We start from the raw sequence: 24,493 nt of genomic DNA, 5'->3' as shown, positions 1-24,493 counted from the left end.
CCTGTTATGAGTCGCAAATCATTAGCCCTGCTGGAGCCGACGCTGGTGCGTCAGGCCCTGCTCGACGCCGTGAAAAAACTGAGCCCTGCCGTACAGTGGCGTAACCCGGTGATGTTTATCGTCTGGATCGGCAGCCTGCTCACCACCCTGCTGGCCATTGCCATGGCGAGCGGGCAAATCGTCGGCAGCGCCGGATTTACCGCCGCCATTAGTCTCTGGCTGTGGTTCACCGTCCTGTTCGCCAACTTTGCCGAAGCGATGGCGGAAGGCCGCAGTAAAGCGCAGGCCAACAGCCTCAAAGGTGTCAAAAAGACCGCCTTTGCCCGTAAGCTGCGCGCGCCGCAGCACGATGCGCAAATTGACCACGTCCCCGCCGAAGAGCTGCGTAAAGGTGACGTGGTGCTGGTGGAAGCGGGAGATATTATCCCCTGCGATGGCGAGGTTATCGAAGGCGGCGCGTCGGTAGATGAGAGCGCCATTACCGGTGAGTCCGCGCCGGTTATCCGCGAATCCGGCGGCGACTTCGCCTCGGTGACCGGCGGGACGCGTATTCTCTCCGACTGGCTGGTGATCCGCTGTAGCGTCAACCCGGGCGAAACCTTCCTTGACCGGATGATCGCCATGGTTGAAGGCGCTCAGCGCCGCAAGACGCCGAACGAAATTGCGCTAACCATCCTGCTTATTGCCCTGACGCTGGTATTCCTGCTGGCCACCGCCACTATCTGGCCCTTCTCCGCCTGGAGCGGTAATGCGGTCAGCGTAACGGTACTGGTGGCGCTGCTGGTATGCCTGATCCCCACCACTATTGGGGGCCTGCTGTCGGCCATCGGCGTTGCCGGGATGAGCCGCATGCTCGGCGCGAACGTCATCGCCACCAGCGGCCGCGCGGTTGAGGCGGCGGGCGACGTCGACGTCCTGCTGCTGGACAAAACCGGCACCATTACCCTCGGCAACCGCCAGGCTTCGGCATTCCTGCCTGCGCAGGGCGTGGAAGAGAAAACCCTTGCCGATGCCGCCCAGCTGTCGTCGCTGGCCGATGAAACGCCGGAAGGCCGCAGCATCGTCGTCCTGGCCAAACAGCGCTTTAACCTGCGCGAGCGCGATCTCCAGTCGCTGCATGCCACCTTTGTGCCGTTTACCGCCCAGACCCGGATGAGCGGCATCAACATCGACCAGCGGATGATCCGCAAAGGTTCCGTAGATGCCATCCGCCGCCACGTTGAGGCCAACGGCGGCCACTTTCCGGCCGATGTCGATAAGCAGGTTGAAGAAGTGGCGCGTCTTGGCGCGACGCCGCTGGTGGTCGCCGAAGGCGAGCGGGTGCTGGGGATTGTCTCGCTGAAAGATATCGTGAAAGGCGGCATCAAAGAGCGTTTTGCCCAACTGCGTAAAATGGGGATTAAAACGGTGATGATCACCGGCGATAACCGACTGACCGCCGCCGCTATCGCCGCGGAAGCCGGAGTGGACGACTTTCTCGCCGAAGCGACGCCGGAGGCCAAGCTGGCGTTGATCCGCCAGTATCAAGCGGAAGGTCGGCTGGTGGCGATGACCGGCGACGGTACCAACGACGCCCCGGCGCTGGCGCAGGCCGACGTGGCGGTCGCGATGAACTCCGGTACCCAGGCGGCGAAAGAGGCGGGCAATATGGTGGATCTCGACTCTAACCCCACCAAACTGATCGAGGTCGTACATATCGGTAAACAGATGCTGATGACCCGCGGATCCCTGACCACCTTCAGTATCGCCAACGACGTGGCGAAGTACTTTGCCATCATTCCGGCCGCCTTTGCCGCCGTCTATCCGCCGCTGGCGATGCTCAACGTGATGCATCTGCACTCGCCCTCTTCGGCGATCCTGAGCGCGGTGATTTTTAATGCGCTGATTATCATCTTCCTGATCCCGCTGGCGCTGAAGGGCGTGAGCTATAAGCCGCTGACGGCCTCGGCGATGCTGCGCCGCAACCTGTGGGTCTACGGCCTGGGCGGACTGCTGGTGCCCTTTATCGGTATCAAAGCTATCGACCTGTTATTGACCCTGACCGGGCTGCTGTGAGGAAAAAACCATGTCATTCATTCGTCCTGCCCTTGTACTGTTTATTCTGTTAACGCTGCTCACCGGCGGCGTCTACCCGCTGTTGACCACCGCGCTGGGACAGTGGTGGTTCCCGCAGCAGGCCAACGGCTCGCTGGTGCGGATTGACGGCGAAGTGCGCGGTTCCCGTCTCATCGGGCAGAACTTTACGGCGCCGGGCTATTTCCAGGGCCGCCCTTCCGCTACGGCGGAGATGCCGGATAACCCGCTGGCCTCCGGCGGCAGCAACCTCGCCGCCAGCAATCCGGCGCTGGACAACGCCATCAGCGAACGGGTGCAGGCCCTGCGCGCCGCCAATCCGGACGCCAGCGCCACGGTTCCGGTGGAGCTGGTCACCGCCTCGGCTAGCGGGCTGGATTACAGCCTGACGCCTGCCGCCGCCCTGTGGCAGGCGCCGCGCGTCGCCCAAGCGCGACAGCTCAGCGTGGAGCAGGTCACGCAACTGGTGAACGAGGCAACGCAAAAACCGTTGCTCAGTTTTCTCGGCCAACCTGTGGTAAATATACTGCAGCTGAATATGTCGCTGGATGCCCTGAAGGATAAGTAAGATGAGTGATGAGCCGCTGCGTCCGGACCCTGATCGCCTGCTGCAACACGCCGCCGCCCCGCATCGCGGTAAGCTAAAGATATTTTTCGGCGCCTGCGCTGGGGTCGGTAAAACCTGGGCGATGCTGGCGGAAGCGCAGCGGCTGCGCGCCCAGGGGCTGGATATCCTGATTGGCGTGGCGGAAACCCACGGGCGTAAAGAGACGGCGGCGATGCTTGAGGGGCTGAGTACCCTGCACCAGCGCCGCCTTTCCCACCGCGGGCGCTACGTGAAGGAGTTTGACCTTGACGGCGCCCTGGCCCGCCGCCCGGCGCTGATCCTGGTCGATGAGCTGGCGCACAGCAACGCGCCCGGATCGCGTCATCCTAAACGCTGGCAGGACGTCGAAGAGCTGCTGGAAGCCGGCATCGACGTGTTTACCACCGTTAACGTTCAGCACCTCGAGAGCCTGAACGATGTCGTCAGCGGCATCACCGGCGTGCAGGTTCGCGAAACCGTCCCCGATCCGTTTTTCGACGCCGCCGACGATGTGGTGCTGGTTGACCTGCCTCCGGACGATCTGCGTCAGCGGCTCAATGAAGGTAAAGTCTATATCGGCGGTCAGGCTGAGCGGGCCATTGAAAACTTCTTTCGCAAGGGCAATCTCATCGCCCTGCGCGAGCTGGCGCTACGCCGTACTGCCGATCGAGTCGATGAGCAGATGCGCGCCTGGCGCGATCGCCAGGGCCAGGAAAAAGTCTGGCACACCCGCGACGCCATTTTGCTCTGCATCGGCCATAACACCGGCAGCGAAAAGCTGGTGCGCGCCGCCGCCCGGCTGGCCGCCAGATTGGGCAGCGTCTGGCATGCGGTGTATGTTGAAACCCCGTCGCTGCACCGCCTGTCGGAGGCGAAGCGGCGGGCGATTCTCGCCGCGCTCAGGCTGGCGCAGGAGCTGGGAGCGGAAACCGCCACCCTCTCCGATCCCTCCGAAGAGAAGGCCGTTCTGCACTACGCCCGCGAACATAATCTCGGCAAGATAGTGATTGGCCGCCAGCAGAAAAGGCGCTGGTGGGATCGCGGCGGCTTCGCCGATCGGCTGGCCCGTCACGCCCCGGATCTCGATCTGGTGGTGATCGCGCTGGATGAAAAAGCCGCCTCCCTGCCGGCTCGCGCCAGCGATAGCCGGACGGCGATGGATAAATGGCGTCTACAGCTCCAGGGCTGCGTCGTCGCCATCGCGCTGTGCGCGGTGATTACCGTTGTCGCCATGCAGTGGCTGATGGCCTTTGAGGCCGCCAACCTGGTGATGCTGTATCTGCTTGGCGTGGTGATTATCGCTCTCGTGTATGGCCGTTGGCCGTCGGTACTGGCGACGGTGATTAACGTGGTCAGCTTCGATCTGTTTTTCGTTGCGCCGCGCGGTACGCTGGCGGTTTCAGATGTACAGTATTTACTCACCTTTGGCGTGATGCTGACCGTCGGGCTGCTTATCGGCAACCTCACCGCCGGCGTTCGCTACCAGGCGCGGGTGGCGCGCTATCGCGAGCGGCGCACCCGGCATCTGTACGAAATGTCCAAAGCGCTGGCGGTGGGCCGCAGCCGTGAAGATATCGCCGCCACCAGCGAACGGTTTATCGCCTCGACGTTTCAGGCGCGCAGTCAGCTACTGCTGCCCGATGAGATGAACCGGCTCTCTCCATTGACTCAACCCACCGCGGCCATCACCTGGGACGACGCGATCGCCCGCTGGAGCTTCGATAAGGGGCTGCCCGCCGGGGCGGGTACCGATACGTTACCCGGCGTCCCCTACCAAATCCTGCCGCTGAAAAGCGCCGCCCGCACCTGGGGGCTGGTGGTGGTGGAGCCGGCTAACCTGCGCCAGCTGATGATCCCCGAACAACAGCGCCTGCTGGAAACCTTTACCCTGCTGGTCGCCAGCGCGCTGGAGAGACTGACGCTCACCGCCAGCGAAGAGCAGGCGCGGCTGAACAGCGAGCGGGAAAGCCTGCGCAACTCGCTGCTGGCGGCGCTGTCCCATGATTTACGCACCCCGCTGACGGTGCTGTTCGGCCAGGCGGAGATCCTGACCCTCGATCTTGCCAGCGAAGGGTCGAAGCACGCGCCGCAGGCCAATGAGATACGCCAGCACGTACTGAACACCACCCGGTTGGTGAATAATCTGCTGGATATGGCGCGGATCCAGTCCGGCGGCTTTAATTTGCATAAAGAGTGGTTAACCCTCGAAGAGGTGGTCGGCAGCGCGCTGCGCATGCTGGAACCGGGGCTCGGTGGGCGGCATATTCAGCTCGATCTGCCGGACCCGCTGCTGCTGGTACACGTCGATGGCCCGCTATTTGAACGGGTGCTGATTAATCTGCTGGAAAACGCGGTGAAGTACACCGGGCCGCAGGCGCAAATCGGCATCGCGGCGCATGTCGACCCGCACCATTTATTGCTTGAGGTGTGGGATAACGGGCCGGGTATTCCTCCAGGGCAGGAACAGGCTATCTTTGATAAATTCGCCCGCGGCAATAAAGAGTCGGCGATCCCCGGCGTAGGCCTGGGACTGGCGATTTGTCAGGCCATCGTTGAAGTGCACGGCGGAACGATTAGCGCCGAGACGCGCCCGCAAGGCGGCGCCTGTTTCCGTGTTACACTGCCGCGAGAAGCGCCCCCTGAACTGGAAGAGTTAGCCGAGGAAATGTGATTAACGTTCTGATTATCGAAGACGAAAACGCTATCCGCCGCTTTCTGCGCACCGCGCTGGAAGCCGACGGCATGCGCGTATTTGAAGCAGAGACGCTGCAGCGCGGGCTGATCGAAGCCGCGACCCGCAAGCCGGATTTAGCTATTCTCGATCTGGGTCTGCCCGATGGCGACGGCAACGCGTTTATTCGCGAGGTTCGCCAGTGGAGCCAGATGCCGATTATCGTGCTGTCGGCGCGCACCGAGGAGCAGGACAAAATCGCCGCCCTTGACGCAGGAGCCGATGACTATCTCAGTAAACCCTTTGGCATTGGCGAGCTGCAGGCGCGACTGAGGGTGGCGATGCGTCGCCATGCCGGCGCCCAGGCCGACGAGCCGCGGGTGCGTTTTGCCGATATTGACGTTGATATCCCCGCCCGCCGCATCGTGCGCGGCGATGAAGAGATCCACCTGACGCCGATTGAGTTTCGCCTGCTGGTGGTCCTGCTCAACAACCCTGGCAAAGTGCTGACCCAGCGACAGCTGCTCAACCAGGTCTGGGGGCCAAATGCGGTGGAGCACAGCCACTACCTGCGGATTTATATGGGGCACCTGCGGCAAAAGCTGGAGGCCGACCCGGCCCGTCCGCAGCACTTGCTGACCGAAACGGGGATCGGCTATCGGTTTATGCCCTAGCCGTTGTCCCCGGCTCGCGCTTCGCTTAGCCGGGCTACAGTTCCTGCGCTGTTTCATCGCGGTGGCGCTGCGCTGACCGGGCTACGGGTTCACCGTCGACTGCGGACCGGTAGCCCGGATAAGGCGTTTACGCCGCCATCCGGGGAATGCAGACAATTACTGCCCGTAGTAGGCCCCCGCGCCGTGTTTACGCAAATAGTGTTTATCCAGCAGGGTCGCAGAGACCGGCTGTTCGTCAGCGCTTAACTGGCGGGTCCACATATTCATATAGGCAATCTCTTCCAGCACCACGGCATTATGCACCGCGTTCGCCGGATCTTTTCCCCATGCAAATGGGCCGTGGCCGTGAACCAGCGCGGCGGGCACGCTGAGTGGATCGGTATGCTGCGCGCCCAGCGTTTCGATAATCACGTGACCGGTATTGGTTTCATAATCACTGCGGATTTCATCATCGCTAAGGGGACGGGTACACGGGATCGGCCCATAAAAATAGTCGGCATGGGTGGTGCCCATCGCCAGCAGCGACCTCCCCGACTGCGCCCAAATCGTCGCATGGCGCGAATGGGTATGCACAATTCCGCCCACGCCGCTGAATGCCTTATACAGCTCGAGATGGGTCGGCGTATCCGACGAGGGCTTATAGCGTCCCTCCACCACGCTGCCGGTCGCCAGCTCCACCACCACCATATCGTCAGCGGTCATCACGGCGTATTCCACGCCGGAGGGTTTGATCACCACCAGCCCGGCGTCGCGATCGATGCCGCTGACGTTGCCCCAGGTAAAGGTCACGAGATTAAATTTCGGCAGCGCCAGATTGGCATCAAGAACCGCCTGCTTGAGGTTATCCAACATACTTCACTCCTGAATTCACAATGCCTTCATAGTGCGGTGGACGAAATGTCTGCTGGTATTTATCCGTTAGCCACGCTTTAGCGTCGGCGATTCTCTCGCTATCCAGCCCGTCGTTTTTGGCCCACATCTCAATCAGCCAGGCGCCGCGATAGTTCAGCGCCGAGAGCGTACGAAATATCTCCGTGAAATCGACGCAGCCGGTACCGAATGGCACATCGCGAAACTGCCCCAGCGAAGCGTGGGACACCGGCTGCGTATCCTTCAAATGAATGGCGGTGATTTTATGAATTCCCTTACTCAACTCTTCGGGAACATCGTTTTGCCATGCGCTTAAGTTGCCGACGTCCGGATAGACGCAAAACCACGGACTACAGACCTTCCTTTCGAGATCCAGCCAGCGGGAGATATTGCTCATAAAGGCGGTATCCATAATCTCCATCGACAGCATCACCTGCGCTTTCGCCGCTTCGGCTACCGCCCAGTTGATGCCCTCAATAAAGTATTCCCGGGTCTGCGCCGAAGAGGATTCGTAATAGACGTCATAGCCTGCCAGCTGGATGTTGCGAATACCGACGTGGCTGGCAAAATCCAGCGCATCAAGCATCAGTTCCCGCGCCTTGAGCCGGGTCTCGCGATTGACGCTACCAAAGGGATGGCTGCGGTGCGCGGAGAGGCACATGCTCGGCACATCGATACCGCTGTTAATTTTGTCGGCCACAAATGCCAGCCGCTGTCCACGGTTCCAGCGCAGCCTGGCCTGGCGTTCAGGACTCTCATCAACGGAGATTTCGATAAAATCAAACTCCAGGCCAGCCGCCATTTCGAAGCGTTTCGGCCAGTCCAGCGCAGCGGGAAGCGCTTTTTCGTAGATACCAAGTCTCGGTTTCATTGCGCCGCCCCCGTTGCCCTGGAGAGGCTTTGCGCGACCTCTACGTAACGGGCATAACCTTCGCGCAGCTGCTGATGCCGCTTGCCGTCCGGTTGATAACTGACCACCTCGGGCTGCGTGGCCGCTATCGCTTCGCTGAAGTTGGCGTAGGCTCCGCTGCCGGCGGCTGCGCACAGCGCGGCGGCTCGACATCCCGCCTGTTCGATGTCCACGACTTCCAGAGGAAGATTGGCAGCGTCGGCGTACATCTGGGTCCAGCCTCTCGACTGGCTCGGCCCGCCGGTAAAGCGAATTTTTTCAATACCCCGATTGAGTTCAATAATGCGGTCCTGATGTATCAGGTGAGAAAAAACGATCCCGCGGTAGATGGCCGCAATAATATCCTTTTTCGTATGATGTCCCGCCAGACCTACCAGCGCACCCGGCAGATCCATCGCCAGATTGGAACCGAACAGATAAGGTAAAAAAATCAGGTTGCTGTCGGTCTCTTGCGCAATCCAGCTTTCGAAATGGTCGTAGCAGCGGTCATCGTCAGGGAAAAACTGTTTCACAAACCAGGAGAGATTGCTCGCCGAAGTGGGGCTGCCCTCATGAACAAAATATTTGCCCGGAATGCAGTATTTTCCCCAAATGTAGGGATAGTCGCTGGCAATAATGCTGTCCGTCACCGAGGTGGCGATACTCCATGTACCGGCCACTGCGCTCAGGGTATCCGCCCGGTCAATGCCCGATGAGACGGCGGAGGCCACCACGTCGAAAAAGCCGCCGAATACCGGCGTTCCGGGACATAATCCGCAGTCCAGCGAGGCCTGCAGGGTAATGTGGCCCACGCAGTCCGTCGAGTTGACCACCGGCGCGGTCTTATCCGCCACTTCCTCAATGCCGAAAAGCGCCATCATGTCGCGGTCGTAGCGGGAGGAAAGCTGGTTATAAAAATTGCTGCCGGAAATATTGGTAATTTCCGCCGTCGCCTCGCCGGTCAGACGAAAGCGAATGTAGTCGTGCACCATTAAAACGGCGTCGATTCTGTCGTAGTTGGCGGGCTCATGTGCTTTTAACCACGCCAGCAGCGATACCGGGTGCCCGGTCCACAACTGCTGCAGCCCTTTGGGATAGGCCAGTTTATCGACCCCTTCGCGGTACCATTTTTTGACGAACGCCAGCGCCCGGGTATCGGATGAGATAATTCCGTTGCGCACCGGCTCGCCTTTTTTATCAATCGCGTACAGCCCTTTGCCGTGCGAGGAGAAGCCGATCCCGCCAATACTTAACGCTGGCACCTGGCTTTCAAACAGCGCTTTTTTTATTACGCTGCAAACGGTATCCCATAGCTCATGCATGTTCCGCTCGGTAAAACCCGGCTGTTCGGATAATACCTGAGCATATTGCGAAGCCACGTGGATCTCCTGCCCGCACTCAGTATATATCCCGGCTTTGGTGACCGTACCACCGATATCCACTCCGATAAAATTCATATCCCTTCGTCCCATAATTAATATAAGTTAACGTCTGGCTGAGCTAATAAAGGTGGCGCCCCAAATAATAAGCCCTTTCACCACGTACTGAACGTAAGGTGAGATCCCTAACAGGTTTAATCCATTATTCAGTACGCCGAGCATCATGGCGCCGATCAGCGTGCCAATAATCATTCCGCGCCCACCGGCAATCGATGCCCCGCCGAGCACCACGGCGGCAATAGCATCCAGTTCAAAACCGACGCCCGCATTAGGCTGACCGCTCATCACCCGTGAGGTAAAAATAAGACCGGCAAAACTGGCGGTAAAACCGCTGATCACATAAACCAGCAATTTATAATATTTAACCCGCAGTCCGCTCAGGCGCGCCGCTTCTTCATTGCCGCCAAGAGAATAAACATAGCGGCCAAACGGCATATGATTCAGCACGATATAAAAGATGAAATATAAAACCACCATCAGAATAATAGGTACCTGAATACCGAACAGATATTCACGGCCCCAAAAAGCGAATGAATCCGGTAAGCCGGAGATGGGATAGCCGCCGGTATAGATCAGTGCCAGCCCCTTCGCAATAATCATCGCGCCGAGGGTTACGATAATCGGCGGCATTTTGCCGTAGGCGGTTAAAAAGCCGTTCAGCGCGCCAAAGGCGACGCCGGAACCCAGGCCGATAAGAATGGCTAACCACGGATCTAAACCATAGTACTTCATTAATCCCGCCATCAGCGTACCGGCCAGGGCCATGACCGCGCCGACGGAGAGGTCGATCCCGCCGGTCAGGATGGCAAAGGTCATTCCGATGGCGATGATGGCATTGATCGAGACCTGACGGGCGACGGTAGATAAGTTATCAACCGTTAAGAAGTAGTCATTAAAAATGGCCATACAGGAAAACAGGAGTACCAGACCAACGAACGGCAGGAATGCAGGCATTTTTAATAAACTATGCAGCATCTTTTTATTTTTATCAGGAGACACGGCTGGCGCTAATGATACGTTTTCATTACTCATTTAATACTCCCTAAATAATATTACCGGCAGCATGCAGCATAATGACGGTGGAATTAATTTGGTCGTTCTCAAGCTCCGCAACGATATTACCGTCGCGAAAAACCATCACCCGGTCGCTGACGCCTATGACCTCTGGAAGCTCAGATGAAATCATAATTATCGCAATCCCCTGGGCGGTGAGGTCGCGCATAATCTGGTAGATTTCTGATTTTGCTCCGACATCAATACCGCGAGTCGGCTCGTCAAAAATAAGAATATTGACGTCATGATTTAACCAACGAGAAATAACGACTTTCTGCTGGTTACCGCCGCTCAACGTCCCCACCGCGGTCCCGGCATCTGGCGTTTTCACACCAACGTGGCTAATTAAACGCTCGGCGGTCAGGCGCTCTTCGTTATCGCGGATAAGCGAGAACTGGCAGGCGTGTTTGTTAAGCCAGATATTGTCTTTGACCGAAAAAGGCAGTACCAGTCCTTGCGTTTTGCGGCTTTCCGGCAACAGGCCGATACCCAGACGCAGAGCCCGATCGGTTGAATTTATCGTCACCTCTTTTCCGGCCAGACGGACGCGTTTTTTGTAGCATTTATCCGCGCCGGTCAGAGCCAGAATCGCTTCGGAACGCCCCGACCCCACCAGCCCGGCAAGGCCTAAAATCTCCCCTTTGCGCAACGTCAGCCGATTAACCTGACTACTTTCGGTCAGCTGAATTTCCGCCTCCAGCAGTATTTCATCATGCGCCAGCGTCCGCCGCTCGGGATAGATGTTCTCCACCTCACGGCCGACCATCATCTGGATCATCTCTGCGATATCGATATTGTCGACCTTTGCCGATCCGATATATTTGCCGTCGCGCAGAATACTCAGGCTGTCGCAGATTTCATATATCTCCTCCAGATGATGCGAGATAAAGAACATGCCGACGCCTTTGGCCTTTAAATCGCGCATCACGCGGAAAAGATGTTCCGCCTCGCCAGGAGTCAGGGTCGCGGTGGGTTCGTCCAGAATGAGAATTCGCGCATCCAGCGACAGCGCTTTGGCAATTTCCACGAATTGCTGCTCGGCGACGCTGAGATGGCAGATTTGCTCGTCGGGATCGAGCGTGACGCCAAGCTCTTTAAAAATGCGTAACGCCTCCCGACGCATCGCTTTACGATCTAACAGGCCAAAACGATTTACCTTTTCACGATTAAGGAAAATATTCTCATAAGCGTTCAGATAGGGAATAAGAGAAAACTCCTGAAAGATAATCCCTACGCCGCAGGCAATCGCATCGCGATAGTTATGAAAATGCTGCTGCTTACCGTCAATAAAAATATTACCGGCGTCAGGTTGATAGATCCCGCACAGGATTTTCATCAGCGTCGATTTACCCGCGCCGTTTTCACCTAATAAAGCGTGAACTTCTCCACGAGCAAGGGTGATATTAACATTATCCAGCGCCTTGACTCCGGGGAAGCTTTTACTGACGTTTTTGACTTCCAGTAGGCTGGGCATAAACATCGCTCCATAATGGCTCGATAAAATAGCGAGCCATACTTTAATAAGAATCCGGCACGGCTCACCTGAATAAGCGAGAGCCGCTGTGGCGTAATAACGCGATTACCAGTGGAAATCTTTGGCGTTGTTTTTATCGATAAGCTTTACATCAACAGGAATCTCTTTAGGAATATTCGCCCCCCAGTGTTTTGCCAGGGCAATACCTAAGCCAATACGCAGCTGATCGCGCGGGAACTGTGCTGCGGTAGCAATAAACGGCGTATTACCTTTGGCAATTTCAGCCACCGCTTCCGGAGATCCATCGACGCTGACCAGCTTGACATCGCGTCCAGATGACTGAATAGCCGCCAGGGCACCGAGTGAGCCAACATCATTGACGCTGAAAATACCGTTGAGCGTCGGGTTGGATTGCAGCATATTTTCCGTCACGCTCATGGAGGTATCGCGCTCTTGTTTACCATTCAGTTTGGTAAGCACTTTAATATTGGGATGCTTTTTCATCGCATCTTCAAAGCCGCGCACGCGCTCCAGAATAGGCACCACCGGAATTCCGTCGAGAATCGCCACGTTGCCTTTATCTCCCAGCGCTTTGGCTAAATGCTCTCCGGCAATAAAGCCCGCATCATAGTTTTTTGAACCCACAAAAGAATCAATCGGACCGTTAGCCTGAGCATCTATCGCCACCACCACCACGCCGGCTTTTTTGGCGGCCAGGACGGCGGTTTCCGCGCCAACGCTATCTGCCGGGTTAATCAGCAAAATATCAATTTTCTTTTGCAGCATATCCTCAACATCGCTAATCTGCTTGGAGACATCATGCGCCGCATCCGCAGTATAGACGGTGGCGTTAATATCTTTTGCCGACTGTTCAAGTGACTCTTTCATGGTCACGAAATATTCGTTGTTTAATTCCTGGAAGGACATGCCGATAGTCAAAGGTTTAGCATTAACGCAGGCGACCATGCTCATAGCCAGAAGTCCTGAGAGTAATGCTTTGGTATTAAATTTTACAGGCATTCAATATCTCCTTATTGAGTTGTGCGCTGCGGAATATAAATTATTCAGCAGCGTTTTCATGGTACTAATGTTGCCTGATTTACTGAGCAATAAATTCACCACTGGTAATTAGCAGAGGCTACCGACATTTATCTCAGCAATCCCCATGATTGAAGAAATCCAGTATTGATTTAGCAGCCATTTATGAAAGTGCAGAACAATAAATATAAATGACGCGAGTGACTGATGATAAATTTATGGCTTGATAACGACCTTGATGGAATCCAGCGATTTGGCCATCTCAAAAGCGGCTTTCCACTCATCGATAGAATAGAAATGCGTTACCACGCCTTTGGCGGTCAAGAGGCCACGCTCAAAAAGATCGATGGCGATTTCATAGCTATAGGGGCCGAGATGCGCACCGCGAATATCGAGCTCTTTGCGGTCGCCGATGATCGACCAGTCGGCGGTGGTTTCTTTCCCAAACACGCTAAATTCAACGAAGCGCCCCAGTTTGCGTATCATCTCCAGTCCCTGAGTCACGCCAACAGGCGCGCCGGTCGCTTCGATATAAACGTCGCAGCCGTATCCGTCCGTCATGGATTTAACAATGGCGACGGCGTCCTCTTTCGCCGCGTTGATGACCACGTCGGCGCCAAACGCTTTAGCCAGCGCCAGGCGATCTTCCATGGTATCGATGACCACCAGTTTCTTCGGCGTCTTAAGATGAGCGACCTGCACCATGCACAGCCCCAGCGGCCCGGCGCCGGCGATAACGACCACATCATCCAGTTCGATATCCCCGCGGCGTACCGTATGGATTGCACAGGCCATAGGTTCGATCAGCGCCGCATCTTCTTCACTTAATGATTCAGGAATTTTATGAATAATCGCGCGTTCGGAGAAACGCATATATTCAGCCATACCGCCATCGGCGACATCTTTCTGGAAGCCGTAAATATCATGGGTTTCACACATCCAGTATTTTCCGGTTTTACAAAAACGGCACTCATGGCAGGGAACAATCTGTTCAGCGAGAATGCGATCGCCAATTTTTAATTTATATTTTTCAGCGGAACCCGGGCCTAATTCAGCAACCCGACCGTAAAACTCATGGCCGGGCACTACCGGCGTTTTTACCCACGGATTATCACCCCAGAACATCGGCGCACCGTCCTGGGCCTTGCAATCACCGGCGCATATTCCACAGCCGTCAACCTTAATGACCACTTCCTTTTCTTTGGCGATCGGGCGGCGAATTTTCTCAAAGCGATAATCCTGGGGACCGTGGCAGACAACCGCTTTCATATCTTCAGGTAATTGTTCCATCGTAAACCTCTTTTTCGGATAAATAATGAAGAGGGACAGTATTGCTAATGCAATATTCCTCCAACTGGTACAGAGCGATTAAATGATGATGCAATTAGATTATTATTCAGAGCCTTATTTGGTCTCTACAATATGTACCTGATGCTGGCGATAGATATCGCCGGGTAACTCATTAGTGATCAAGATATCAATATCCGCCAGATCGCATATTTTATAAAGCGAATAGCGTTCAAATTTACTGCTATCGACCATCAGAATTTTTTGATCGGCAACTTTCAGCATCTCTTGCTTTAGCCGGACGTTGACTTCATTACTGTCTTTAATTTCCAGACCGGAGTCCAGGCCCTGACAGGAAAAAAACAGCTTATTGACCTTAAAATTGTTGATAATGAACTCAGCAACCGGACCGTGAAAGTCACCGTGACGCTCAGAATATTCACCACCAACGCTGACAATTCTTATTTTTTTGCGACAGGCTAAGGTTTGAATAATATTCAAAGAATTAGTAATAACGGTCAATTCAATGTCAGGTAGCTGACGGGCTAAAAACCAGCAGGAGCTGCTATTATCCATAATGATGCACTCATGCTCATGAATAAATTGCAGCGCACCTTTGGCGATGCGCATCTTACGTTCTGGCTGTTCTTTCGTGCGTTTAATAAAGGCTTCGGCTTTATCGACAAAGTTTCCGTTATTTGCCGGCATATCGGCAGCTAAAAACGATGCCGTATTTTCGGAAATCATTGCGCCGCCAAAGCTGCGCACTATTTTCTTATTCCTGGCCAGCGCAGTTAAATCACGTCGAATAGTTTCCGGAGATACACCAAATAATCGCGACAGCTCATTAACTCTGGCACATCCCTTTTCTACGACATATTCCACAATTAATGAGTGACGTTTAACTTGTAACATATAAGTTCTCAAGAAAGCATCCAGGATTTAATGACATAAATATAACAAAATCATCCATATCAGTAAGTGACATAAATCATACAAAATCAAAACAAGCTTTTAGCTTTTTTTAATTTGAAGTAGATCATATATATATGGGAAATTTCATTTTAATCACGAGAAATTTGTGACTAAAATCGCAGAATTAGCCGTGATTGTTCACCTGCTCCGGTAGTTAATTCGGCAAAACGGGCAAACCCGGTCAACGACCTGATACCCGTTTATGCCCGATTCGGTCACCGTGTTACCGGATACCCCTGCCCCGTGAAGATAACGCGAAAAGTTAAATCTTTCGCCATCGCCATAACGTCATCAATTTTGCCGCCTCAGAGACCAGCAGCAGAGCGATAAAGAAAGCCGCGCCTTTAACTCCCAGGACCTGCGCGCCCCATAGCACCAGCGAAAGTGAGGGCAGCATAAAGGCCAGCCGCAGGGGCGTTTGCGCACAGGCCAACCGCAGGGCATAGCGGCTCTGCCGCCAGAGGAGAACCATCGACACGGGAATAGTGACAATCAGCAGCACATTCAGCGGGAACAGCCAGGCGGCCGCGGGGCCAAGGGTGGGTACAAGCTGGAGATAAGAGAGGATGTCGTCGTAGAAAGGCAGGCGCTGATGGTAAAGATTCCAGCCGAGAAACTGGATGAGATAAAAGAGATCCATCCCGCCCCAGAACCGGAAGACGTGTTTACGTTTTAGTTTCATCGCCGCCTTGCGAAAAAAATCAGGCCCTGAAACGGGCCTGATTATCATGTGGGAGATTAGGCGTTTTTCAGCACTTCGCTGACAATCTCCACCGCTTCTTTTTCAATCTGCTGACGGTGTTCAGCGCCGAGGAAGCTTTCACAGTAGATTTTGTAGGCATCTTCGGTACCTGACGGACGCGCGGCGAACCAGCCGTTGTCGGTCATCACTTTCAGACCGCCAATCGCCGCCCCGTTGCCCGGAGCCGCAGTCAGACGCGCGGTAATCGGATCGCCTGCCAGGGTGCTGGCGCTCACCATTTCCGGAGAGAGCTTAGACAGCGCCGCTTTCTGGGCTGAAGTCGCGGAAGCCTGCAGACGATTGTAGCTTGGCGCGCCGAAGCGCTCTGCCAGCTCGTCGTAGTGCTGCTGCGGGTTTTTCCCGGTCACCGCGGTGATTTCCGCCGCCAGCAGGCACATGATGATGCCGTCTTTGTCAGTGGACCACGGCGTCCCGTCAAAGCGCAGGAACGACGCCCCCGCGCTCTCTTCGCCGCCGAAGCCGAAGCTACCGTCGAACAGGCCATCAACGAACCACTTAAAGCCAACCGGTACTTCCACCAGCTTGCGGCCCAGATCGTTGACTACGCGGTCAATCATCGCCGAGGAGACCAGGGTTTTACCCACCGCAACATCTTTGCCCCACTGCGGGCGATGCTGGAACAGGTAGTTAATCGCCACCGCCAGGTAGTGGTTCGGGTTCATTAACCCGGCCGGCGTGACGATACCGTGGCGGTCGTAATCCGGGTCGTTGGCGAAAGCCAGGTCAAACTTGTCGCGCAGCGCCAGCAGGCCCGCCATCGCGCACTCGGAGGAGCAGTCCATGCGGATTGCGCCGTCTTTATCGAGGTGCATAAAGCGGAAAGTCTGATCCACGTGGTCATTCACGATAGTCAGGTTTAGGTTGTAATGCTCGGCGATACGCTTCCAGTATTCGATACCGGAGCCGCCCAGCGGATCGACGCCCAGCGTCAGTCCGGCTTTCTGGATCGCCGCCATGTCGACGATATCCGCTAATCCCTCAACAAACGGCTGCACCAGATCCTGCTCTTTGACGTGACCGGAGGCCAGCGCCGCATCAAGCGTTATACGCTTCACGCCCTGCAGACCCGCCGCCAGCAGTTCGTTGGCGCGGTTTTCGACCACTTTGGTGACGTTGGTATCAGCCGGGCCGCCGTTCGGCGGGTTGTATTTGATACCGCCGTCTTCCGGTGGGTTGTGGGACGGCGTAATAACAATACCGTCAGCCAGCGGGCCGCCCTTTTTGTTGTGCACCAGAATCGCATTGGAAATCGCCGGCGTCGGGGTGAAACCGTTGTTTTCCTGCACGATAACGTCAACCCCGTTCGCCGCCAGCACTTCCAGTACGGAAATAAAGGCAGGTTCGGAGAGCGCGTGGGTGTCCTTCCCGACGTAGCATGGGCCGGTGATCCCGTTCTTCGCGCGGTCTTCAGCAATTGCCTGGGCAATCGCCAGAATATGCTGCTCGTTGAAGTTATGGCGCGCCGCGCTGCCGCGATGGCCGGAGGTGCCAAACTTCACCGCATGTTCCGCATTGCCTACTTCCGGCTTCAGCACATAGTACTGGGCAGTCAGTTGGGCGACGTTAATCAAATCACTCTGTTGCGCAGGTTGACCTGCGCGCTTATCGATTGCCATTGCCTGATCCTTCTGGTGCAAAAGTTAAATGACTAGATCGTACCGCAAACCTTTTCGATCAATTCCGCAGGGAACTGCATGGACTGCATGATGTGTTCGATCATGCTGCATTTGCGACCGGTATTGGTATTTGTGATAACCCACCACGGCGTACCGGGGACCTGCTTAGGCTTAGTCTGATTACCGTTTTTCTGCAGCGTGCGCTCATCTTCAGCGAAATAGACGCGGGTGCGCCCGTGCAGAGACTCGGTGGCCTCGGCAAACGCTTTGCTGTCTAAGGTGTAGAGGGTAGTCAGAACCAGCATGAATCGGTTTACCGCGCGCTTTTGTTCAGCATACTCATCAGATAACAGCAGCTCACGCATCGCGCGAACTTTATCCTTCAGAGGATTAGCGGGCTTCACGTCAACGACAGGCGTTAGCGCCGGTGCCGGAGCGGCTTTCGCTACCGGTGCGGCGGGCTGGGAAACGGCGGAAAACTTCAACATGCGCCGTAAAATGTCGGATGCACTCTCGCCAATATGCTTGGTGTGGCTGGCAATATAGCTATAGAGTTCATCATCAACTTCAATTGTTTTCATCTTAATCCAGTGCGATATCTTTTTCTGAATACAAGTTGTCGGGATTATAGGGACAAATCCCAACCGCGGATAGCGTCAAACCAGGATGACGGCAAAACTCAGAAATCTTCCGGGTCTTGCAGCCGGATGGCAGAATGTTCAACATAATACCCTAACCCGACGGAGCGAAAAAAAGAACTTTGCCATGAAATTAAATAGCCGAGCGCAATCTGCACAGAATCAGCACAATAATCCCCCTATCGTCCTGGTCCACGGCCTTTTTGGCAGCCTGGACAACCTTGGGATCCTCGCCCGCGATCTGGTTGTCGATCACGATACGGTGCAGGTCGACATGCGAAACCACGGTCTCTCCCCGCGCGCGCCGGAGATGACCTACGCCGCGATGGCTGAGGATCTGCTTGATACTCTCAATGAATCGCAGATTGAGAAAGCCACCTTTATTGGTCACTCTATGGGCGGCAAAGCGGTGATGGCGCTGAGCGCGCTGGCACCAGAGCGCATCGCAGGCCTGGTAGCTATTGATATCGCCCCGGTGGATTATCACGTCCGCCGCCATGATGAAATTTTTGCTGCCATCAACGCCGTTACCGATGCGGGCGCCGCTACGCGTCAGCAGGCAGCGACGGTCATGCGTCAACACCTTAATGAAGAGGGCGTGGTTCAGTTTCTGCTGAAATCCTTTGTGGATGGCCAGTGGCGTTTTAACGTACCGGTGCTGTGGGAGCAGTACGACAACATCGTCGGCTGGCAAACCGTCCCGGCATGGCCGCATCCGGCGCAGTTTATCCCCGGCGGCAACTCCCCTTACGTGACCGATGCCTGTCGTGACGCGCTGCTGGCGCAGTTTCCCGAAGCTCGGGCGCACGTTATCGCCGGCGCCGGGCATTGGGTGCACGCTGAAAAACCGGAGGCCGTGATCCGCGCCATTCGCCGTTATTTGACCTCTATCGCCGCGTAACTGCCTAAAATATACTCGACCGCGCGGCTTAATGTCCGCGGCCGTTGGCGCAGCCCGCCGCCTGATGTATTATGGCGCGCTGTCTGCGTCGGCTATGCCCGATAGCTTGTTTCCCCCGAAGTCACTCTGAATCATGGCAAAAGAACAAACGGACCGTACGACATTAGATTTGTTCGCAACTGAGCGTCGGCCGGGAAGACCGAAAACGAATCCGCTTTCGCGCGATGAACAGCTGCGCATCAACAAACGCAATCAGCTTAAACGCGACAAGAGCCGCGGCCTGAAGCGCGTGGAGCTTAAGCTCAATGCCGATGCGGTCGATGCGCTCAATGAGCTGGCCGAAGCCCGTAACATGAACCGCAGCGATCTGATCGAAGAGATGCTGATGACCCAGCTGGCAGCCCTGCGCGGCCAGGATAAAGCCTAAAACCCTCAAAAAATAAGCTTTCATGTAGCAGAGTGTGCAGTTGGGCGTGATTGCTGTTTCCGCGCCCTTCTCAGTTCTGCTATCATTGCCCCTATCTGCGGGCATTACGCCACTACCACATCATTAAGTTTCAAGAGGTTATTTTACTCATGGCAATCATCGGCATCTTTTTTGGCAGCGACACCGGCAACACCGAAAATATTGCAAAAATGATTCAAAAGCAGCTTGGTAAAGATGTTGCTGATGTTCACGACATTGCCAAAAGCAGCAAAGAGGATCTGGAAGCTCACGATATCCTGCTGCTCGGCATCCCAACCTGGTACTACGGTGAAGCCCAGTGCGATTGGGACGATTTCTTCCCGACGCTGGAAGAGATCGATTTTAATGGCAAACTGGTAGCCCTCTTTGGCTGCGGCGACCAGGAAGACTATGCTGAATACTTCTGCGATGCGCTGGGCACCATTCGCGATATCATCGAACCGCGCGGCGCAACTATCGTTGGCCATTGGCCGACCGCTGGCTACCATTTTGAAGCCTCTAAAGGCCTGGCCGATGACGATCATTTTGTCGGTCTGGCTATCGACGAAGACCGTCAGCCTGAACTGACTAACGAACGCGTCGAAAAATGGGTAAAACAGATTTCCGAGGAGCTGCACCTCGAAGAAATCAAGAATGCCTGAGTCTAAACGGCGTAATCACCATATTTCGCCGAATTGATAGATAAAAGCAATCAAAGTTATAGCTACAAGTTTTTAACTTTTAATCACATATCTGTACAATGTCCTCTGATTTAACGGGGTCGCGTGAAGCACTTTGTAGCGAGTGCCTCGTTTTTGACAGCATACAAGGCCCGATGCTTGCAGTTTTCATTTCACCATGGCAGTTCTATAATGAGACGCATTACATCGGGTGATTCTCTGTATTACTTCCGCTGATGGAAGTAGATCGTTTAGCAACAGGACAGATTCCGCATGACTGACAACAATACCGCATTAAAGAAAGCTGGCCTGAAAGTGACGCTTCCGAGATTAAAAATCCTGGAAGTGCTGCAAGGACCGGATAACCATCATGTCAGTGCGGAAGACTTATACAAACGCCTGATTGATATGGGTGAAGAGATTGGCCTGGCCACCGTCTACCGCGTACTGAACCAGTTTGACGACGCCGGTATCGTCACCCGTCATAATTTCGAAGGCGGTAAATCCGTTTTTGAACTGACGCAGCAGCACCATCACGATCACCTGATTTGCCTGGACTGCGGCAAAGTGATCGAGTTTAGCGATGATTCCATCGAAGCGCGCCAGCGTGAGATTGCCGCCAGACACGGTATTCGCCTCACCAACCACAGTCTGTACCTGTACGGCCACTGTGCAGAAGGCGACTGCCGCGAAGATGAACATGCCCACGACGCGGTAGAGAAATAATCACCGCATCGTTTATCAGCCAAAGCCAGCCTGCGGGTTGGCTTTTTTTTTGCCCGCCATCTGCCGCCTCTTCCTCTCGCGCCTGAATACGTTTACTGTCGGTGCATCCTGCTTTATACGGAGTGCTTATGGAGCTTCGCCAGCTACGCTATTTTGTGCGCATTATTGAAACCGGCAGTATGGGCCGCGCCGCGCTTGACCTGAATATCGGCGTCTCCGCGCTTAGCCAACAAATGGCGCGCCTGGAAAATGAACTCGCCATTCGCCTGCTACAACGGACGTCTCGCGGCGTAATGCCCACCAGCGCTGGCCTCGCCTTCTATTCACAGGCGCAGCTGGCGCTGCGTCACGCTGATGATGCGGTTCTTGCTGCGCGCGAGGCGCGGCTATCTGGCCACGTCAGCGTCGGCATGGCCCCCAGCACCGCCTCTGTGCTCGGCGTACCCTTTATTAACGCGATGCGCGAAAGCTATGCCGACGTCCGCCTGCATCTGGTAGAAAGTCTCTCCGGCAACCTTGAACGCATGATCAACACCCGTCAGCTCGATTTAGCGATCGTGTTCCAGAAGGAGAAGCTTGTGCGCTGGAGCTCCAGGCCGATTCTTGAAGAGCGTCTGTTTCTGATTGGCACCCATAAGGTACTGGCTCCCCTTCCCGACGATAGCATCTCGCCGGACCAGCTCTCCGCTGTCCCGCTGATTATGCCAAGCCTGGGGCATGGGCTGCGCGGCAGGCTGGAGGCGATTTGCCAGGAGCATGCGCTTAATGTCGATGTGGTCGCTGAAATCGACGGTCTGGCCCTGCTGATGCGCGCCGTGCGCGACGGCCTCGGCGCCACTTTGCAGCCGGGAGCAGCGATTTCTCATCTCGATGGCGACCCCCTGAGAGTGATCGGCATCAACAATCCGATACTCAGTCGGCCTAATTTTCTCGTCAGTCTTTCCGATGATGAACTGACCCCATCGGGTCTCGCCGCGCGAGTCATACTGGCAAAAGTCATGCGTCAGCTGGTCGAATCTGGCCGCTGGCCTGGCGCCAGCCTTTACGCACACTAAACCCCTCTTTAGCAATACGCCATAGCGTCCTGCTGCCCTGAGCGCATACATTTCCATTACAAATTTAACAATAAAGCAAACCGTAATGGAGCCAAAAATGGTGGATGTACTGGTGATTGGCGGCGGCAACGCTGCGCTATGCGCCGCCTTGACCGCCCGGGAATCCGGCGCGTCCGTGCTGCTGCTGGAGGCCGCACCGAAAGAATGGCGCGGCGGAAACTCTCAGCACACGCGGAACCTTCGCTGTATGCACGATGCTCCGCAGGATGTGCTGGTCGACAGCTATCCGGAAGAAGAGTACTGGCAGGATCTGCTGCGCGTCACCGAGGGTAATACCAACGAAGCGCTGGCGCGGCTGGTGATCCGTACCTCATCACAGTGCCGGGACTGGATGCGCCAGCACGGAGTTAACTTTCAGCCGCCGCTCTCCGGCGCACTGCACGTCGCCCGCACCAACGCCTTTTTCATGGGCGGCGGCAAGGCTCTTATAAATGCTTATTACCGCAGCGCGGAGCAGATGGGTGTACAGATCCGCTACAACACCCCGGTCCAGGCGCTCGAATTATATAACGGCGAATTCGTCGCCGCGCTGGCGGGTGAAGAAAGGATTGCCGCAAAAACCTGCGTCCTCGCCGCCGGCGGCTTTGAGTCTAACCGCGAGTGGCTGCGCGAAGCGTGGGGACAGAACGATCGCGGCGAATGGCCAGCCGATAACTTTCTCATCCGCGGAACCCGCTTTAACCAGGGCGTGCTGCTGAAATATATGATCGACGCCGGGGCTGACGTTATCGGCGATCCCTCGCAGTCACACTGCGTCGCCATAGACGCCCGGGCACCGCTCTATGATGGCGGGATCTGCACCCGCGTGGACTGCGTATCGCTGGGCGTGGTCGTAAACCGCGACGCCGAGCGCTTTTATGATGAAGGGGAAGATTTCTGGCCCAAACGTTATGCCATCTGGGGGCGGCTGGTCGCCCACCAGCCGGGACAAATCGGCTATTCAATTATCGACAGCAAAGCGATCGGTCACTTTATGCCGCCGGTTTTTCCCGGCGCCCAGGCCAATACTATCGAAGAACTGGCTCGCCAGCTGGGGCTGGACGCGGCGCGTCTGGCGCAAACCATCGCGCACTATAACGCCGCCTGCGTGCCGGGCCAGTTCGATCATACCTGCCTTGATAACTGCGCAACATCAGGCCTGACCCCACCGAAAACCCACTGGGCGCGGCCCATCGATTCGCCGCCTTACTACGGTTACGCCTTGCGCCCGGGGATCACTTTCACCTACCTCGGACTGTACGTCAATGAACGCGCCGCCGTCCATTTTGCGGGCAAACCCAGCCGTAACCTGTTCGTTGCTGGCGAAATGATGGCCGGCAACGTGTTGGGCAAAGGCTATACCGCCGGCGTAGGCATGTCGATTGGTACGACGTTCGGCCGCATTGCCGGCCAGCAGGCCGCCCGTGCGGCACAGCAGGAGATACATCATGAAGTCGCTTGAAAAGTTGATTATCGACGCGCAGATCATCACCGAGCCGGAAGCGGAAGTTGAACGGGTGATGCAGGTCTGTAACGCCTGCCGCTATTGCGAAGGGTTTTGCGCCGTGTTTCCGGCCATGACTCAGCGCCTGGCTTTTGGTAAAGCGGATATTAACTACCTGGCCAACCTGTGCCACAACTGCGGCGCCTGCCTGCATGCCTGCCAGTATGCTCCGCCGCACGAGTTTGCCATTAATGTCCCGAAAGCGATGGCGGAAGTCCGCCTGGAAACCTATCAGCACTATGCCCAGCCCGCGGCTTTCAGCAGCCTTTACCGTCGGGCCGGCGTGACCACGGTGCTGGCGTTGGTCGCCGGTTTGATCCTCTTTTTGCTATTGGCGATGGGGCTCAATGGCTCGCTGCTTCATCCGCCGCTGGCCGGCGATTTTTACCGGATATTTCCCCATAACCTGCTGGCCTGGATGTTTGGCTCGGTCTTCATTCTGGCCATAGGGTTACTTATGAGCGGGGTGATCCGCTTCTGGCGCGAGATTTCACCGGGTCAGCCTCAGGCTATCGACATCGCTACAGCCTCGCATAATGCGCTCACGCTGAAGTATCTCGACGGCGGGCACGGTAAAGGCTGCAACGAGGCTGATGACGCGTTTACCCTGATGCGCCGCCGTTTCCATCACTTTACCTTCTACGGTTTTCTGCTCTGTTTCGCCGCCACCGTGGTGGCTACGGGTTATCACTATATCGCCGGTTGGGAGGCCCCCTACCCGTTCTTCAGCGTACCGGTTGTACTGGGCACGCTCGGCGGTATCGGCCTGCTGGTCGGCCCGGCGGGTTTGCTATGGCTAAACCTGCGCCGCTCGCCGCTGCACGGCGATGCGCGGCAAAAGCCGATGGATCGCGGCTTTATTCTGCTGCTGTTTTTGACCAGCCTGACCGGACTGGCCCTGCTGGCAGGGCGCGATACCTCGTGGATGGGCGTCCTGCTCGCCATTCATCTCGGCGTTGTGATGGCGCTGTTTTTAACCCTGCCATACGGAAAATTTGCCCACGGATTTTATCGCTGTGCGGCGTTACTCAAGTGGGCAATTGAGAAACGGCGCGGAAAACAGGCGGCAGTCGCAGGCGACTAGTCCGCTCCTCTTA

At 55.9% G+C, this 24,493-nt stretch carries 22 protein-coding genes; 11 read left to right on the top strand and 11 right to left on the bottom strand.

Translation table 11 applies throughout. From position 1 onward, the window contains the following. Positions 1-6: 6 nt before the first annotated feature. Genes kdpB through kdpE form a run of 4 tightly spaced genes read left to right on the top strand, consistent with a single transcriptional unit; the run spans position 7 to position 6,004 of the window. On the top strand, positions 7-2,055 hold the full coding sequence (gene kdpB, locus ABLV75_RS11565; RefSeq protein ID WP_004100259.1) for a potassium-transporting ATPase subunit KdpB: 2,049 nt from the start codon (positions 7-9) through the stop codon (positions 2,053-2,055). A 10-nt stretch (positions 2,056-2,065) separates the two neighbouring features. Continuing rightward, a complete protein-coding gene (gene kdpC / locus ABLV75_RS11560) occupies positions 2,066-2,641 on the top strand; it encodes a potassium-transporting ATPase subunit KdpC (protein WP_004100258.1) in 576 nt (191 codons plus the stop codon). Between the two features lies 1 nt (position 2,642). Next, positions 2,643-5,330 (top strand): two-component system sensor histidine kinase KdpD, encoded by a 2,688-nt coding sequence (kdpD, locus tag ABLV75_RS11555; RefSeq protein ID WP_004100257.1) that lies wholly within the window; start codon positions 2,643-2,645, stop codon positions 5,328-5,330. Continuing rightward, complete coding sequence (gene kdpE, locus ABLV75_RS11550) at positions 5,327-6,004, top strand: two-component system response regulator KdpE (protein WP_004100256.1); 678 nt, start codon at positions 5,327-5,329, stop codon at positions 6,002-6,004. The genes kdpD and kdpE overlap by 4 nt, the downstream gene beginning before the upstream one ends. Positions 6,005-6,160: 156 nt before the next feature. Here the strand turns inward: kdpE and araD are convergent, their stop codons facing one another. The 11 genes from araD to seqA form a co-directional block, all read right to left on the bottom strand. Beyond that, complete coding sequence (gene araD / locus ABLV75_RS11545) at positions 6,161-6,856, bottom strand: L-ribulose-5-phosphate 4-epimerase (RefSeq protein ID WP_004100255.1); 696 nt, start codon at positions 6,854-6,856, stop codon at positions 6,161-6,163. After that, entirely contained in the window at positions 6,846-7,745 is a 900-nt protein-coding gene (locus tag ABLV75_RS11540; RefSeq protein WP_004100254.1) for an L-ribulose-5-phosphate 3-epimerase, read from the bottom strand. The genes araD and ABLV75_RS11540 overlap by 11 nt, the downstream gene beginning before the upstream one ends. Further along, complete coding sequence (locus ABLV75_RS11535) at positions 7,742-9,220, bottom strand: FGGY-family carbohydrate kinase (RefSeq protein ID WP_004100253.1); 1,479 nt, start codon at positions 9,218-9,220, stop codon at positions 7,742-7,744. Before ABLV75_RS11535 ends, ABLV75_RS11540 begins: the two co-directional genes overlap by 4 nt. Positions 9,221-9,247: 27 nt before the next feature. Further along, a complete protein-coding gene (locus tag ABLV75_RS11530) occupies positions 9,248-10,177 on the bottom strand; it encodes an ABC transporter permease (RefSeq protein WP_047721089.1) in 930 nt (309 codons plus the stop codon). A gap of 67 nt (positions 10,178-10,244) precedes the next feature. Continuing rightward, entirely contained in the window at positions 10,245-11,729 is a 1,485-nt protein-coding gene (locus ABLV75_RS11525) for a sugar ABC transporter ATP-binding protein (RefSeq protein ID WP_004100251.1), read from the bottom strand. A gap of 105 nt (positions 11,730-11,834) precedes the next feature. Next, a complete protein-coding gene (locus tag ABLV75_RS11520; RefSeq protein ID WP_049595825.1) occupies positions 11,835-12,701 on the bottom strand; it encodes an ABC transporter substrate-binding protein in 867 nt (288 codons plus the stop codon). Between the two features lie 282 nt (positions 12,702-12,983). Further along, positions 12,984-14,057, bottom strand: a complete 1,074-nt coding sequence (locus ABLV75_RS11515) for an erythritol/L-threitol dehydrogenase (RefSeq protein WP_004100247.1) — start codon at positions 14,055-14,057, stop codon at positions 12,984-12,986. Positions 14,058-14,171: 114 nt separating this feature from the next. Next, positions 14,172-14,969 carry a DeoR/GlpR family DNA-binding transcription regulator gene (locus ABLV75_RS11510; RefSeq protein WP_004100245.1) on the bottom strand — a complete coding sequence of 266 codons (798 nt, stop codon included), beginning with the start codon at positions 14,967-14,969 and terminating at the stop codon, positions 14,172-14,174. A gap of 322 nt (positions 14,970-15,291) precedes the next feature. Then, positions 15,292-15,711, bottom strand: coding sequence for a hypothetical protein (locus ABLV75_RS11505; protein WP_004100239.1), 420 nt, complete (start codon positions 15,709-15,711; stop codon positions 15,292-15,294). A gap of 56 nt (positions 15,712-15,767) precedes the next feature. After that, complete coding sequence (gene pgm, locus ABLV75_RS11500) at positions 15,768-17,408, bottom strand: phosphoglucomutase (alpha-D-glucose-1,6-bisphosphate-dependent) (protein ID WP_004100238.1); 1,641 nt, start codon at positions 17,406-17,408, stop codon at positions 15,768-15,770. 32 nt (positions 17,409-17,440) lie between these two features. Beyond that, the gene (gene seqA, locus ABLV75_RS11495) at positions 17,441-17,989 is read right to left on the bottom strand and encodes a replication initiation negative regulator SeqA (protein WP_004100237.1); all 549 of its coding nucleotides are present in this window, start codon (positions 17,987-17,989) and stop codon (positions 17,441-17,443) included. 184 nt (positions 17,990-18,173) lie between these two features. Between seqA and ybfF the strand changes: the two genes are divergently transcribed. The 7 genes from ybfF to tcuB all read left to right on the top strand — a co-directional run bounded on the left by ybfF (position 18,174) and on the right by tcuB (position 24,480). Next, positions 18,174-18,947, top strand: a complete 774-nt coding sequence (gene ybfF / locus ABLV75_RS11490; RefSeq protein ID WP_004100236.1) for an esterase — start codon at positions 18,174-18,176, stop codon at positions 18,945-18,947. 133 nt (positions 18,948-19,080) lie between these two features. Beyond that, positions 19,081-19,374 carry a LexA regulated protein gene (gene ybfE / locus ABLV75_RS11485; protein WP_004100235.1) on the top strand — a complete coding sequence of 98 codons (294 nt, stop codon included), beginning with the start codon at positions 19,081-19,083 and terminating at the stop codon, positions 19,372-19,374. Between the two features lie 149 nt (positions 19,375-19,523). Then, positions 19,524-20,054 carry a flavodoxin FldA gene (gene fldA, locus ABLV75_RS11480; RefSeq protein ID WP_004100234.1) on the top strand — a complete coding sequence of 177 codons (531 nt, stop codon included), beginning with the start codon at positions 19,524-19,526 and terminating at the stop codon, positions 20,052-20,054. Positions 20,055-20,345: 291 nt separating this feature from the next. Continuing rightward, positions 20,346-20,798 carry a ferric iron uptake transcriptional regulator gene (fur, locus tag ABLV75_RS11475; RefSeq protein WP_004100233.1) on the top strand — a complete coding sequence of 151 codons (453 nt, stop codon included), beginning with the start codon at positions 20,346-20,348 and terminating at the stop codon, positions 20,796-20,798. A 128-nt stretch (positions 20,799-20,926) separates the two neighbouring features. After that, positions 20,927-21,853, top strand: a complete 927-nt coding sequence (gene tcuR / locus ABLV75_RS11470) for a tricarballylate utilization LysR family transcriptional regulator TcuR (RefSeq protein WP_004100232.1) — start codon at positions 20,927-20,929, stop codon at positions 21,851-21,853. Positions 21,854-21,950: 97 nt separating this feature from the next. Next, on the top strand, positions 21,951-23,354 hold the full coding sequence (gene tcuA, locus ABLV75_RS11465) for an FAD-dependent tricarballylate dehydrogenase TcuA (RefSeq protein ID WP_004100231.1): 1,404 nt from the start codon (positions 21,951-21,953) through the stop codon (positions 23,352-23,354). Next, the gene (gene tcuB / locus ABLV75_RS11460) at positions 23,341-24,480 is read left to right on the top strand and encodes a tricarballylate utilization 4Fe-4S protein TcuB (RefSeq protein WP_023320572.1); all 1,140 of its coding nucleotides are present in this window, start codon (positions 23,341-23,343) and stop codon (positions 24,478-24,480) included. Before tcuA ends, tcuB begins: the two co-directional genes overlap by 14 nt. Positions 24,481-24,493: the final 13 nt, after the last annotated feature.

Source organism: Klebsiella sp. CN_Kp066, from assembly GCF_040065135.1.
GTDB lineage: Bacteria > Pseudomonadota > Gammaproteobacteria > Enterobacterales > Enterobacteriaceae > Klebsiella > Klebsiella oxytoca.
This window is presented reverse-complemented; position numbering and strand designations above follow the sequence as displayed.